The sequence below is a fragment of the Caloramator sp. CAR-1 genome (genome assembly GCF_030546345.1).
Taxonomy (GTDB): domain Bacteria; phylum Bacillota; class Clostridia; order Clostridiales; family Caloramatoraceae; genus Caloramator; species Caloramator australicus.
This window is the reverse complement of record NZ_JAUONW010000040.1, coordinates 25,604-40,920: the sequence shown is the minus strand read 5'-3', so window position 1 is coordinate 40,920 and position 15,317 is coordinate 25,604. Positions and strand designations below refer to the sequence as shown.

Sequence of the window (15,317 nt, the reverse complement as noted above, 5' to 3'; positions counted from 1 at the left end):
CCCCCTTTACATTCAATTAAGGTGGGAAAATCCCACCTTATTTAACTGCATATTTTTCAACAAACTTATATTTTCCATTTTCTATTTTAATTATTGCAGCTTCTTTGTTTTCAGGATTATGGGTATCCTTGCCTATTTTGATATTTCCTGTTATTCCTTTAATTTCAATACCTTCTAGAGCTTCTTTGATCTTTTCCCCTTCGAAGCTATTTGCCTTCTTTATTGCTTCAACTAAAAGCGTGCAGGCATCGGTTGCAAGATAGCCGTTTATTTCTGAATCCTTGCCAAACTTTTCTTTATATTTATTTCTAAATGGTTGAACCTCAGGATCGTCAAAATCCAAATGATTGATAATATATGAGCCTTCAACAGCATCACCGGCCATTGTCATTAGCTGTTCTGATGGCCAACCATCTCCACCCATCAAAGTCGCAGTGATTCCAAGTTCCCTTGCCTGCTTTGCTGAAAGGGCAACTTCCTTATAATAATACGACATAAATATAACATCTGGATTTGCTGCCTTTATCTTTGTAAGCTGAGGTCTAAAATCAACATCCCCAGTTTTAAATCCTTCCTTTGCAACAATTTGTCCACCCTTTTTAGTAAATGTTTCTTCGAAGTATTGAGTTAACCCTTGGGAATAATCATCGCCAATATCATAAAGAATAGCTGCCTTTTTAAATCCTAAAACATCTATCGCATAACCTGCTGCAACAGCACCTTGATATGGGTCTATAAAGCAAATTCTAAAATTAAATGGCTTTACCTTTCCATCCACAACAGTAACCTTTGGATTTGTTGCAACTGTTGCAATATCAGGAACCTTCATTTCTTCTAAGATAGAAGAAATTGGTATTGCCTGTCCACTTGAATTAGGTCCTATTATTGCAATAACCTTGTCTTGGGATGTCAATCTTCTTACAGCGTTAACTGCCTCCGTTCCATCACCTCTTGTATCATAAGCCACAACTTCAACTTTCTTTCCTAATAAGCCTCCATTGTTGTTTAACTCCTCGAAAAACATCTTTACTGCATTTGATTCACACTGTCCCCATACTGCCTGGTCACCACTTAAAGGTCCAATCCAACCTACCTTAATAACGTCCCCTGCCTCCTTTTTAGCACAGCCGCTAAATAAGGAAATGACTAAAACAAAAACTATAAGTAGGGATAAAATTTTTTTCATTTGACATCCTCCTTTGTGCAATTTGTCCAATTTAAGTATATAATTTATTCAAAACATTTTCAATATTTAGAATTATTAAAATATTTTTACTTTATATCTAGAGCATTATTTTCTTTATTCCCCTATTTAAGATTTTGTAATAATCAATAAAATCATAAATATCTTCTTCAAACAAACTTGAAAAGCCTTTAAATTCTTCTAAACTAAGCTCATTTATGTTTTTTCCTTTTTCCTCACAAAACAGAACTATTTTTCCAACGATCCTATGGGCATCTCTAAAGGGGACACCTTTATTTACAAGATAATCCGCTACCTCTGTGGCATTTAAGTAGCCATCCTCTATTGCCTTTAAAATTTTCTCTTCATTTACCTTCAAGGTTCTAATAACTCCCTCTAAAACATCTAGGCAATTTTTAACCGTGTCTAAAGAATCAAATATAGCTTCCTTATCCTCCTGCATATCCTTATTATAGGCAAGCGGAAGCCCCTTTAAAATAGTTAATAAAGCCATCAAGTTGCCATAGACCCTTCCTGTTTTTCCCCTTATAAGCTCTAAAGAATCAGCATTTTTCTTTTGGGGCATTATGCTGCTTCCCGTTGAAAATTCATCATCTAAAGTTATAAATTTAAACTGGCATGAAGAGTATATTATAAAATCCTCAGAAATTCTGCTAAGATGCATCATTATAATGGAAAGATCCGACAAAATTTCAAGGACAAAATCCCTGTCCGAAACCCCATCTAAAAAGTTTTCGACTGGTTTTTTAAACCCTAAAACTTTAGCTGTAAATTCCCTATCTATATCATAGGTTGTTCCAGCAAGGGCACAGGAGCCTAGCGGGCATTCATCCATAATATCTATTGCATTTTGGATTCTTCTTTTGTCCCTTTCAAGCATGTTAAAGTAAGCCATTAGATAGTGCTTGAAAGTTATAGCTTGGGCAGGCTGAAGATGGGTAAAGCCTGCCATAATATATGGATTTTCATCAGCCTTTTTCTTAATAGTTTGTTGAAGAAACTTTATTTTTTCTATTATAATGCTGCATTCCCTTTTTAAAAATAATTTTAAATCGGTAACAACCTGATCGTTTCTTGACCTTGCCGTGTGAAGCTTTTTACCTAAAATCCCTATCCTTTGGATTAAGTGAAACTCCACAAAACTGTGGACATCCTCAAAATCACCTATAAGTTCAAGCTTTCCTGATTTAATATCCTCTAAAATCTCTTCAAGGCCATTTATTATCTTACTTCCTTCTTCTTCCCTTAATATTCCTACCTTTGTCAGCATCTTTGCATGGGCTATGCTTCCTTCTATATCATCGAAGATCAATCTTTTATCGATCTCAAATGAGGAATTAAACTTTTTCATTAAGGGATTTTCCTCCTTTTCAAATCGTCCTCCCCATAACTTTTTCATTTTATCATCCCCATCTTCATCATTGCCTTAATCTTTATTGGAAGCCCATACAAATTAATAAAGCCTTCTGCATCCTTATGACTATAAACTTCACTATATCCAAAGGATGAAATATCCTTATCGTAAAGGGCAAATTTACTCTCCACCCCAGCAAGAATAATGTTGCCCTTATAAAGTTTAAGTTTTACTTTTCCAGTTACATTTTCCTGAGTTTTTTCAATAAACTCATCGATAGCCTCCCTTAAAGTTGTAAACCATAAACCATTATAGACAATTTCTGTATATTTATGCGAAATTATTTCTTTGAAATGAAGGGTCTCCTTATCTAATGTTAAATATTCAAGATATCTGTGGGCCTCGTAAAGTATACTTCCTGCAGGAGTTTCATAAACTCCCCTCGATTTCATACCCACCAATCTATTTTCAATGATATCTATAACTCCAATTCCATTTTCTCCGCCTATTTTATTTAAAACCTCAATTAATTCAACAGGGTTTAATTCTTCCCCATTAACCTTTTTAGGAACGCCCTTTTCAAATTCAATATCAACGTAACTTGCTTCATCCTTTGCCTTCTCAGGTGGAGTTACGATATCATACATTTCAATTTTATGTTCATTCTTAGGGTCCTCTAAATCCCCACCTTCGTGACTTACATGCCATAAATTTTTATCAACAGAATAAATCTTTTCCTTAGTAACAGGAACTTCTATTCCCTTTAAATTAGCATAGTCTATAGCATCCTCCCTTGATTTGATATCCCAAATTCTCCATGGGGCTATTATTTTTATAGTTGGATCAAGGGCAGCAATGCCAAGCTCAAATCTTACCTGATCGTTGCCCTTTCCTGTGCAGCCGTGGCAGATATACTCTGCTCCTTCCTTATGGGCAATTTCAACAAGCTTTTTTGCCATTAAAGGTCTTGCAAAGGCTGTTCCAAGAAGGTATTTTCCCTCATAAAGAGCTCTTGCTTTAATAGCTTTAAAAAGATACTCCTTTGCGAATTCCTCCTTAACATCTTCAATATAAACCTTTGATGCTCCGGATTTTAATGCCTTTTCCTTGATCTTTTCCATGTCATCTCCCTGTCCTACGTCGATACACACAGCTACGATCTCTGTATCGTAGTTCTCCTTTAGCCAAGGAATAATTATCGAAGTGTCGAGCCCTCCTGAATAAGCAAGTATTATCTTCCCATGTAAACTCCTCCTCTTTGTTTTTTAATAATTATACAATTATTTTTATATTTATGCAATAGTTTTTTTAAAAATTCACCCCATAAGATGCCAAATAAATTTATCGGAATCTTACAGGGTGCTTATTTTTACCCATCTTTATTTCTAAAAAACTAATTTACAACTACATTTATTATTTTATATATTTTAGGATTTTGCCTTAAGCTCACTTTAATAGTAGTTTTTCCTTTACCTATCCCAGTAACTTTCCCGCTTTTATCAACAATAGCTATTTTTTTATTTGCTGATTCCCACACCAAATCCTTTATTGAAACATTTGTTGGTTTTGTAGTTACTTTTACATATGTTGATTTCCCTTTTGACAATGTAACTGATGTTTTGTTCACATTAACAGTAGTTTTTACCGTCTTTAAATCTGCTATAGATGGCTTTGTATATATATCGGCTGCTACAACATTAACCTTAATAATTTTATAGTAATTAGGATTATATTTATTATATACTTTTACATACGTTTCACCCGAATTTTGTGCTTTAATTAGTCCATTATTATCTACAGTTGCAATATACGGGTTCATTGACTCCCATATTATGTTTGATATGTCTGCATCCTTTGGCATAACATTAATAAGTTTTATACTTTCAATCTTTCCTTTTTCTAACTTAATATTTTGTTTATTGACCTCAAATTCCTTTGCAAAAAATATTTTTTCTGTTAGGTTCTTTCCTTTACTTTCAAATAGTCTAATAGCATCCTCTAAGCTCTTTTCGTTAAATATATGTGTTTCCTTCATTTTTTCATTTGTTAAAAGAAAAAAATAATAATCAATTCCTCTACCACCTATTGGATCATCAAAAGTAGTGTCCAAATGATACCACTGTCCATCTATATTAACAACATTCCAAGCATGATCCATTTCACTACTCGATATCATTAAACAAGGAATACCTGCCTTATTTAACATCTTATATGTTAACATTGCATATCCCTGACAGACAGCAGTCTTAGATCCTGTTAATGCTTCATAAGATGTATGCCTTGATAATGTTGTATCATAACTAACATTACTTACTATCCAGTCATGAATAGCCTTAACCTTTTCACGCACATTCATACTAGGCAAAATTATTTGAGTTAATATCTTATCTATTTCTTTATCAACAAATTCCCTTTGTTCTTTAGTTTCAAAATAATCCATAGAGAAGTCGAATAATATATAGCGACTCTGTAAATTAATACTTATTGAATATGGACCTAATAATCCATATCCAGATATATCCATAAAATATTGGGTTAAGTCTAAACTATTCTCAAGAATATCATCTGCACCATCATCAAAATAAACTATCAAAGCATTTTCTCCCTTTTCCAATGAGTAATACATCTTTCGATAAAAGTCCCACTCATCCTTAACTTTAATAATTCCCCTTTCATTGGAAGCAAAGGCCATATTAGGAAGAAAAATAAATACAGATAATAATAAAATAAAAATCCTTTTTGCAAATTTAACTCTCTTCACTTTAACACCTCATTCTCAACATTTAGTCTATATTATTTTTTCTTTTCAATTATTTCTTTAATAACATCCTCTATCTTTATATTCACGTATCCCGCTGGATAGCGGTATATTTTTTTGCTCTTTGAGTTGAATTTGTTAAGTCCCCTTTCGGTGGTAACGAAGTATTCAAAGCCTGCTCCTTTTGCAATTTCTAAAACCTTTTCGTTATACTGTCCAAATGGAAAACATAAAACCTTAGAATCCCTCCCTAAAAGGTTTTTAATAACCTCCCTCGACTTTACAAGATCCTCATATATCCTTTTCTCATAATCCCCTTCCCTTTCAAGCCTTTTAGAGATAGGGTCATATCCTCTGTGGGCAAGCTTTCCGCCCTGCTTTAGGGATTCATTTACATAAATATAATCGTGGCTCTCATGGGTATGGGATTCTATTTCAATAAAGCCGCTTGAATATGCATCCTTTACTTCCTCCTCATTCATTGAAAAACTATCCTTCTGTCCTTTCGTATTTATCCTTGAGGTTACGATAAAATTTACAGATGGAATATTATATTTTCTTAAAATAGGGAAGGCATATCTATAAAAACCCTTAAGCCCATCGTCAAAGGTAATCAATACGGCATTTACAGGCGGCCTTTTTCTTCCTTCAAGGCAGTCAATCGTATCCTTTAAAGATACGAAATTAAATCCCATCCTTTTTAAAGTCAATAAATCATCCTCAAACCTTTTAGGAGTTATGGTAAGGTTAGTCAAAGGTGTAGGGCTTACATTATGGTAGGTTAAAACAGCGATTTTATCCTTGTAGTAAATTTTCTTCTCAAACTTTGCATCAACTCTAAAGTTAAAGAGGAAAAAAAATAAAACTAAAAGCCATAACCTTTTCATCTTTTAAACCTCTCCCTTAAAACTCTACACAAGAACACTGGAAGAACCGACATCCTTTTATACCTCCAGGGCTCCTTTATGAGTCTAAAAAGCCACTCAAGCCCTAGCCTTCTCATTATCTTTGGTGCTCTTTTAATATTTCCTGAAATAACATCAAGGCTGCCTCCAATCCCCATAAGAAGGGGGACTTGTAGCCTCTCCATATTCTTAGTTATCCAATACTCCTGCTTTGGACTTCCCATTGCAACAAATAAAATATCAGGAACCTTGTCATTAATATCATTAATCACTTCCTCTTCGTCGTTAAAATATCCATCTCTAACTCCAACTATATTAAGCCCTTTAAATCTTTCCTTTAAAACCCTAACAGCCTCATCAGCAACACCAGGCTTTGCCCCTAATATGTAAACCCTATATCCTTTTTCAGCTGCCCTTTTACATATGTTTATCATAAGGTCAATTCCTGTAACCCTCGACCTTATCCTTCCTCCGTTTAAAATTGAAGCAATAACAACGCCAATACCATCAGCAATCTGGATTGCTGCACTGTTTAATAGTTTTTTTAAATTTTCATCCCCCTGGGCCTTCATTATTTTCTCAGGATTTATGGCAACAATAAATGATGGTTTTCTCTCCATTATTATTCTATCCACTTCCGCAAGAACTTGTCCCATGTTAAGTGGACAAACATCAACCCCAAGATACCTTTCCTTTTCCATATTACTCCTCCATTATCTTCTCGTATATTTTTTCGTATCCTTCAACAAATCTTTCAATTGAATACAGTGCCCTTGCCTTATCATGGAGTTTAATTCCAAATTCTATGCATTTTAAATCGTCCTGCAAAAGATTTAACATTTTTTCGGTTAAATCTTCTACATCCCCATACTCAACTAAATAGCCGTTCTTTCCATCCTCGATAAGGTCAGAAACTCCTCCTACCATAGTAGATACAACCGTTCTTTTATATTTTGCCGACTCTAATATGCTTAAGGGGAAGCTTTCGCTCCTTGATGTAAGGGAGGTAAAATTAGATAAATATATAAACTCGTCAGGCCTTTGGAAGCCTAAAAATACCACACTATCATCTATATCAATCTCTTTTACATACTCCTCAAGCTGACTTCTTATTGGTCCATCTCCTACGATTAAAAAAATCACATCGGGACATTCCTTTAAAACATTTTTTGCAGCTTGGAAGAAAAATTGATGTCCCTTAATTGGATGAAGCCTTGCAACCATAGTTACAAACTTTTTATTCCTTGGAAGGCTGTATTTTTCTATTATCTCATCGCGGTCGAAACTATAAACCTCGTCAAAGTCGATTCCGTTGTAAACAACGAATATTTTTTCTTCGTTATATCCCCTATCTATTAGCATGTTCTTAAAATCCTTTGAAACGGCAATGTAGTAGTCAAAGTTCTTTAATGCGTAGGCATTTATCCTAGAAAAGATAAGGGTTTTAAAGGGATTTCCCTCGTAATCTCTAAGGTAGTCGCTATGAATAGTAGTAACAAAGGGCTTATTTATAAGTTTTTTTAGAAACATCCCTAAAAAGTTTGCCCTTCCGCCGTGGCAATTTATTATATCAACATCTTCCTTTACTGCAACCTTTTTAATCTCATCCAGAATGCTAAGGTCAAACCTTCCCCTTTGTTCAATAAGGCGAATGTCAAGACCCATTTCTAGTCCTTCCCTATAGAGGACACCATCCATAAGACAGATTATTATGTTTTTAAAGGATTTAGCATTTGCGGCAAGGCTTAAAAGATGCCGTTTAGAACCCCCAACTTCACCACCGCTTATAATATGTAAAACCTTCATAAAACCTCTCCTCATCAGATGAGTATTCTACAAATTATTTATACCATATATAAAACAACTAAGCAAATAAATTTTAAGGACGGCTCAAGCCGTCCTTAAATAGTTTTATATACAATCCCCGCATCTATTAATACATCTTTAAAGCCCTCAAACAAATTCTTTGTATCAAAAATTACTGCTCCCCTTTGAAGGCTTCCTATGATATCGTCAATCTTTATATCCTCAAACTCCTTCTGCTTTGCAAGGACCATTATACCGTCTGCATCCTTTATAGCTTCCTCAAGGCTATTTACCTTAAAGGGATATTCTGTAACAACAGCAGGGTCATAGGCTAGGACCTTCGCTCCCTTTTTTCTTAATATTTTAATTATCTCAATTGGAGGGCTTATTCTATCATCGTTAGAATAATCCTTCATAGCAATACCTAAAACTCCTATTTTTGCCCCCTCTATTGTCTTTCCAGCACCCCTTAAAAGCTTTTCCATGATATTTACCATTATCTCAGGAAGCTTTGCATTCTTCTCCCTTGAAAGTTTTAAAATATCTAAGTTAACTCCAAGCTCCTTAGCCTTCGGTTCTAAATAATGATATGCATTAGGAATGCAATATCCCCCAACACCTGGGCCTGGAACTAAAAGATTTACCCTTTTGTGGGTGTTGGCAACCTTTATAACCTCAAATATATTGATTCCAAGGGCCTCTGTAAATCTTGCAAACTCCTGCACCATGGCAATGTTTACATCCCTTTGAACATTTTCAAAAACCTTTGCAGTTTCAACAACTTTAATAGAGCTGGCGATTATTACATCCGTCTTGCAAACTATCTCTAAAAGCTCCTTTGCCCTTTTGGCACTTTCTTCATTAACACCTGCAACAACCGTTGGCATATATGCAAATTCTTCAAAGGCTTTACCCTCCGCAATCCTTTCCGATGAATAAGCAAGATAAAAGTCTACACCTGCCTTCATTCCTGATTCTTCTTCAAGGATAGGAAGTAAAATCTCCTCTGTCGTCCCAGGAATTACAGTGCTTCGTATAACCACTAAATCTTCCCTTTTTATATTTTTACCTATAAGCCTTACGCATTCCACAAGGTCGGTTAAATCGTGCTGTCCATTTATTATCGGTATCCCAACGGTAACAACTATGTTATTGCACTCCTTTAAAGCTAAAACCCCATCAGTTGTTGCCCTGTATCTTCCTTCTTGTAGCTGCTCCTTTAAAATCTCCTGAATAGTCCTTCCCTCAAAGGCCTCCTTATGATAAGTAATTCCTTTATTTATATCCTTAACAAGGTTTTCTACAACATCAACTCCATAAACATTGCATCCCCTCATTGCAAAACTTAATGAAAGGGGAAGTCCCACAAACCCTTGTCCAAAAACTACAACATTTCTTAAGCTTTCCTTTATATTATCCATTAAAATTCCTCCTCAGCTTCTAAAACATAGGCCTTATATAAAAGAGCCGTTAAAAGCCATGCAAAAACATTTAACTGTGGTATAAACATTAGATTGTTAAAATTGTTTTGGAAAAGATACGATACCCAAAAGCCTATAAGATTAAGGGCAATAACCTTATAATCCCTTGTTTTATTATAAACCACAATAACCAAATAAAAAAGCATTATATATATGAAAATAAAATTAAGTCCACCAAAAATACCCATCTCAGCAAACATCTTTAAAAAAGAATTGTGGGGACTCCAAAGGTCCTTCCTTACAAAGAGCTCGGGAAACCTTTTTATATAATCATCGTAAAAATACCTATAATTCCCATGGCCAACGCCTAAAACAAAGTGATCCTTAAACATTAAATAGGCCGTCTTCCATAGTTTAAACCTTGCATCCTTTGTAATTTTTTCTATAGATAAAAGGGTTATAAACCTTTTTCTTGTAAAGGGGTGGGCAATTAACGGAAGTATAAATGCAGGCAATATTGCTATAAATTTTTTGTTTTCAATCAAAAGTATTACAAATAAACCTAATAAAAATGCAAGCCAAGAACTTCTATTTAAGCTAAACAGAAGGTTAAATAAAAATAAAGCCAAGAATAAAACATTATAAATCTTTATTTTCCTTTCCTTTATCATATCAACTATCGGGTAAAATATAACAATATTTACTGCCGCTCCCCAATAGTTTGGATTTACAAAGGTAGAATTTAGCCTAATATTCCTGTTTACCGTATAAGGTGATAATCCAAATATGAACTGGATAACCCCATAAAGGGCTGCTACAACCATCGAGGCAAAAAACAGCATGAATGCCCTTTTTATAGTCCTTTTATCGGCTAAAAGAACTATAAAATAAAACAGGAAAACATACTCAAAAAATCTTAAACTTTCACTGATTGCAGCACCTTTATTTGGAGCTATAAAAAAGGAAATTATATTTAAAAAAACAAATAAACCAATAAATAAGTTTAATTTTCTAAGCCCCTTGTCCTTTAAATTATAAAGTTCCTTTAATCCACCTTCAAATAAAAGATAGCAAAGACCAAAGAAAATCAAAATAGATGATATTATAAAATCCGCAGAAAGGGGCAAAAATCCTAATTTTATTTTTAAAGGTAAAATTGGAACTAAAAGAACAAATACATATATAGATATATTAAAAAGCCGCTTAAACATACTTAACACCTTCTATTCCCTAAAGCTTTTCAAAAATAGAATGCTCATAAAAAGTGCGATCAATAGCCCATGGGTTTTTAAAGTAGTCAAAAGGGATGAATTAACAAGAGCTAAAAAGGAGCTAAAGGAAATCAAAACTATATATTTTCTGTTTCTGTTGTTTTCACTGAAATACTCAAACCCTAAAAGAACAAGTCCAAGTAGTAGAGTAAATATTATTATCCCAACAAATCCTATGTGGGAATAGGCATTTGCAATATAGTTTACATTTGCAGACATTTGCGGTTCATGGTAAACATACCTTCCAATAATAAAGGGACTGTCTAATTTGTATATATTTTTAATAAATCTTTTTAAAATGCTGCTCGATAAATAAAGCTTTGGATGCTTTGTAAAAAAGTCATAATAAACAAAACTTAAGGATTGCGGAACAAAAAAGGCTCGTCTAATACCGACCGACATTATAAAATTATTCTTTAAAAGCAAAACTGCCGTTATAAAAAGATTAAGGGCAGGAAGCATGTAATACATTAGTTTTTCTGAGTAAATTAAAAATACAAATAGGTTTATAATGAGGGAAAAAAGATAAAACTTAGATCCATTTATAGTAAAAATCAAAGCCTGGATTATAAGGGGAATAAAAATTAGATAATACCTTCTTATCTTTGCAAAATATGCAATACTTGCAGGAATAACTACAAGTGCTGACCATTGAAGAATATATTTTAAATAAGTTGGTATGGCAGCTCTTGCCTTAAATCTAATATCATAAACCTTTTCCAAATTGAAAAGATAATATATGGAATGCCCATACTTAACATAGGCGTAAATATTTATCGCGAAAAATAATAATAAAGTTAAGGCCAAAAGATAAACATAAAGCCCATTAGAGCGGTATCTTCTTTCCCTTCTTGTAAATCCCTTGTAAAATAAGAATATTCCCTGAAGAATTAAAAATGAAACAACGACCATGTAAAAATAAGGCCTTTCATTATTGGACATCCAATAAAAAACCGATAATGGAAGGAATAATAAAATGTATAAAATAAAGCTGTAGGTTAGATAGATACTTTTATTTATATCATAATAAAAATATATAATACCAAGTAAGATGGTAAAAATTATAGCTTCTAAAAGTTTAATAAAATTAAGATTAAGTGCATAACCTACTTGGTATGTATAATCCTGAAAAATATAAAAGTAAAAATAATAGCTGTAGCATAAAAGGACAAAGTATATTCCAAGGCTTATTATAAATCTTTTCCTTTCCATCAATCTTTCAAACATCATTTGTTCCCCCAGTCAAACAAGAGTTTAATATTAAGCCCCCTTATAGGAGTAAAATCCTTTATCCTGTTTTGGGATAAATCAAGCTCCTTTAAATTTTTAAGATTTTCAAAACCATCTATTTTTTCTATCCTGTTTGCAGATAGATTTAAAACCTCTAGATTTAAAAGATTAGTTAAAGGCTTTGCATCTTTTATCTGATTGTTGGCAAGATCCAAATACTTTAATGATTTAACATTAGCAAGGGCAGATACATCCTCTATATTATTTTCGTAAGCAATAATCTTCTCTAATCCTTTTAAATTTTCCAACCCATTAAGATTTCTAAGGTTATTATTAGAAATATTTAGTTTCTTTAAGCTTTTAAAAAACCTTAAATCTTCTATAGTTTCCACACCCTGAAACCTCAAATCCAGCTCCGTAATCCCAGCAACATCCTTTACATAAACTTCTCCTTCGCCTTTACCGATGTAGGATCTTATCGTCCTTTCGAGATTTTTGTCCTTAAAAATAATGGGGTTTAACCCGTCATCAGCAGCAACATTATTTTTTGCTATCTTATTTTCATAATTTGCCTTTGCACGGAACCTTTCTGGATACATGATAGTGATCGAAGCATTAATAATAAAAATAAAGGCATAAATTATTAACAAGGCATTAAATATTCTACTTTTAAAAAGATTATCTATCTTTTCCTTAAACAATTTTATCACCTTCTAACTTTTTGTAGACATTTAAAAGCTTTTTCTCATTAACATCCCAATTATACCTTTCAAAAACTGCCCTAAATCCATTCTCACCCATTTTATAAGCTAATTCCTTGTTTTCAATGAGGTAATCTATAGCCTCTGCAATCTTTTCAGGATCAGTAGGATCCACCAAAAGGCCGCAGTTTTCCCCCTCCACTATATTTCTCATCATAGGAAAGTCGCTTGCGATAACCGCCGTCTTAGACATCATGTATTCAAATAGCTTAATAGGCTCAGAATTTACATATCTCCAATTCTTAGGCTGCAGAAGTACAAAACCAGCAAAGGCCCTATTTAAATATTCCAAAACATCCTTATGGCCTATTCTTCCAGTCCACTCTATATCTTTATCCTTTAAATTTTCCTTTGCAAAACTCATTATCTTATCTTCAGTTTCTTTGTCTCTAAAATTTCCAATAAAAATAAATTTTGCATCGCCCCTTATTATTTTTATTGCCTCCAAAGTCTTTAAAATACCCCTATCCTCAGAGAGCCCTCCAGCATAGACGAATATAGGCTTTTCGCTAAAAGTCTTTTTAGGTTCCCCCTCTAAAACAGGATAGTTTGTAATAAGCTCAACGTTTTTATTCCATTTTTTAAACTTATCAACTAAAATGTCGTTAACAGTTACGATATAATCTGCCTTTTTAGCAAGGTTTTTCTCATATATATAAATTAATTTTTTTGCCGCACTATAAAGTCCCTTAAAATGTTCAGCAAAGGCCTCTGGATAGTATTCATGGGAGTCGTATATTATTTTTTTACCTAAATTCCTTCTAAGTTTTACCGCTACCTGAAAGGAATCCGGCTCATGGGCGTGGTAGACATCGGCATTAATCTCTGCAGCTATTTTATACATATCCCTCATAGGCCTTATTCTGTCATACCAAGCCCTTCTTTTTCTAAAACACCTTACAATAATTCCATCCTCAGTGACAAAATCCTTATCCCCAGGGGCACCAGGGGCAACTAAATATATTTCATCGTAAACCTTTTTAAGGGACAAAATCTCCTTATAATAAATCCTATTATCAAACACATTATGGCTGGATGTTAACATGCAAATCCTCATACTGCACCACCAAATTATTTTTTTCTTAAAACCAATTTTAAAGCATCATCAAGCTCTTCTAATTTTAATACTTTAAGGGAAATAAAATAAACTAAAATGCCTGTTATTACAGATAACACTAGATTTATAGCCATTCCAACAAATCCTTTAAGATAAAGCTTTAAAAAGGAATCTAAAGCAAAAACACAAAAGCCCATTATAATGGCTGCTAGAGTTATTTTAGAAAAGGATTTAAAAATCCTCTTTCCTCCAACTCCACCAATTCTTTTACTTAAAGCCATGCCGAGAAGTATACTCGTTGTTATAGCAGAGATGGATGTTGCAAAGGCAAGTCCACCTATACCGAGAAATCTAACTAAAATTAAATTTAAAGTTATATTTAAAAGCACTCCAACTATCCCGTTAAGCATTGGAGTTTTTGTATCGTTGATTCCATAAAAGGCTCTGTTAAACACATCCCTAACTCCATAAAAGGGAAGTCCTATAAGCAAAAATGAAAGGGCATAGGCAGTAAGTTTTAAGGAATTGTCGTTAAACATACCCCTTTTGAAAAATATGGTCAAAATATCAACCTTTAAGACAAACAATCCTACAGCCGCAGGAACCATTATAATGAGAATGCTTACAATTCCCTTTTGGATGAAAACCTTCATATTATCATAGGCTCTCTTTGCACCTTCCCTTGAAATTGCAGGATATATTACCATAACAATTGATGCAACAAATACCCCATACAGCATGCTGTTTACGTTTATTGCAAAGTTGTAGGCGGAAATATTGCCTGTAGGAAGGCTTGATGCCATTGTTTTATCAATGATAGAATTTATTTGATTGACAGTTGTTCCAATAAGTATAGGCATAATAAGATACAGCATTTCCTTAACCTGCGGGTCTTTAAAATCTATGTTAAAGCTATACTTGTATCCGTGTTTTATAAGATAAGGAATTTGAATTAAAAACTGCAGGGTATAACCTAAAAGGGTTGCAATAGAAAGCCCTACTATTCCAAACTTTGCCCCTAAAATTAAGTAGATTATAATGGGAAGGTCAAGGGCAATTCCAACCATAGCAGGAGCTTTAAACTCGTTTAATGTCTGTAAAATGGACATAAAGGCCGCCGTCATGGAAAGGGCCAATATGTTGAACATGCTTATTCTTGTAAGCTTAACTGTTAAAGCATACTTTTCCCCCTCAAATCCGTGGGCTATTATCCTCACTATCTGTGGAGACAAAAGGAAGGCTAAAAGAAAAAAGGCAACTGAAAATAAAAATAATATGTTCATAACATTATTTGCAAGCTTTATCATCTCATCCTTTCCCCTTTGAGTTAAGTTCCTACTCAAAAGGGGAATAAAGGTAGTGTTAACAGCAGCTCCTATTACGGAATAAATAATAAGAGGAATAGTTAAGGATACTACATATGCATCGCTTTGCATAGTAGTTCCAAAGCTACTTGCTATAAGTATAGTCCTAAAAAAGCCAAAAACCTTACTAAGGATGGTAATAAAAATTACCACCCCTGCAGCCTTTGCAAGATTAACTCTTCCCAT

Annotated in this window: 13 protein-coding genes; all 13 read right to left on the bottom strand. The window is 33.7% G+C overall.

Going from position 1 to position 15,317, the window contains the following annotated elements:
• Positions 1 to 37 precede the first annotated feature (37 nt).
• The 13 genes from Q3V94_RS10990 to murJ all read right to left on the bottom strand — a co-directional run bounded on the left by Q3V94_RS10990 (position 38) and on the right by murJ (position 15,317).
• Positions 38 to 1,186: an ABC transporter substrate-binding protein gene (locus Q3V94_RS10990; RefSeq protein WP_303527691.1), complete on the bottom strand. Its 1,149-nt coding sequence runs from the start codon at positions 1,184 to 1,186 to the stop codon at positions 38 to 40.
• Between the two features lie 97 nt (positions 1,187 to 1,283).
• Positions 1,284 to 2,603, bottom strand: coding sequence for an argininosuccinate lyase (gene argH / locus Q3V94_RS10985; protein WP_274765854.1), 1,320 nt, complete (start codon positions 2,601 to 2,603; stop codon positions 1,284 to 1,286).
• The gene (locus Q3V94_RS10980; RefSeq protein WP_303527856.1) at positions 2,600 to 3,793 is read right to left on the bottom strand and encodes an argininosuccinate synthase; all 1,194 of its coding nucleotides are present in this window, start codon (positions 3,791 to 3,793) and stop codon (positions 2,600 to 2,602) included. The genes argH and Q3V94_RS10980 overlap by 4 nt, the downstream gene beginning before the upstream one ends.
• Positions 3,794 to 3,951: 158 nt before the next feature.
• Complete coding sequence (locus Q3V94_RS10975) at positions 3,952 to 5,319, bottom strand: Ig-like domain-containing protein (RefSeq protein WP_303527689.1); 1,368 nt, start codon at positions 5,317 to 5,319, stop codon at positions 3,952 to 3,954.
• Positions 5,320 to 5,351: 32 nt separating this feature from the next.
• Positions 5,352 to 6,203, bottom strand: a complete 852-nt coding sequence (locus Q3V94_RS10970; RefSeq protein WP_303527687.1) for a polysaccharide deacetylase family protein — start codon at positions 6,201 to 6,203, stop codon at positions 5,352 to 5,354.
• Positions 6,200 to 6,922, bottom strand: a complete 723-nt coding sequence (locus Q3V94_RS10965) for a WecB/TagA/CpsF family glycosyltransferase (RefSeq protein WP_303527685.1) — start codon at positions 6,920 to 6,922, stop codon at positions 6,200 to 6,202. Before Q3V94_RS10965 ends, Q3V94_RS10970 begins: the two co-directional genes overlap by 4 nt.
• Before the next feature lies 1 nt (position 6,923).
• Entirely contained in the window at positions 6,924 to 8,027 is a 1,104-nt protein-coding gene (locus Q3V94_RS10960; RefSeq protein ID WP_303527683.1) for a glycosyltransferase family 4 protein, read from the bottom strand.
• Positions 8,028 to 8,122: 95 nt separating this feature from the next.
• Positions 8,123 to 9,448, bottom strand: a complete 1,326-nt coding sequence (locus Q3V94_RS10955; RefSeq protein ID WP_303527681.1) for a nucleotide sugar dehydrogenase — start codon at positions 9,446 to 9,448, stop codon at positions 8,123 to 8,125.
• Positions 9,448 to 10,659: an O-antigen ligase gene (locus Q3V94_RS10950; protein WP_303527680.1), complete on the bottom strand. Its 1,212-nt coding sequence runs from the start codon at positions 10,657 to 10,659 to the stop codon at positions 9,448 to 9,450. Before Q3V94_RS10950 ends, Q3V94_RS10955 begins: the two co-directional genes overlap by 1 nt.
• Before the next feature lie 12 nt (positions 10,660 to 10,671).
• A complete protein-coding gene (locus tag Q3V94_RS10945) occupies positions 10,672 to 11,949 on the bottom strand; it encodes a hypothetical protein (RefSeq protein WP_303527679.1) in 1,278 nt (425 codons plus the stop codon).
• Positions 11,946 to 12,650, bottom strand: coding sequence for a leucine-rich repeat domain-containing protein (locus Q3V94_RS10940; RefSeq protein ID WP_303527678.1), 705 nt, complete (start codon positions 12,648 to 12,650; stop codon positions 11,946 to 11,948). Before Q3V94_RS10940 ends, Q3V94_RS10945 begins: the two co-directional genes overlap by 4 nt.
• Complete coding sequence (locus tag Q3V94_RS10935; RefSeq protein WP_303527675.1) at positions 12,643 to 13,767, bottom strand: glycosyltransferase family 4 protein; 1,125 nt, start codon at positions 13,765 to 13,767, stop codon at positions 12,643 to 12,645. The genes Q3V94_RS10940 and Q3V94_RS10935 overlap by 8 nt, the downstream gene beginning before the upstream one ends.
• A 14-nt stretch (positions 13,768 to 13,781) precedes the next feature.
• Positions 13,782 to 15,317, bottom strand: coding sequence for a murein biosynthesis integral membrane protein MurJ (murJ, locus tag Q3V94_RS10930; protein WP_303527673.1), 1,536 nt, complete (start codon positions 15,315 to 15,317; stop codon positions 13,782 to 13,784).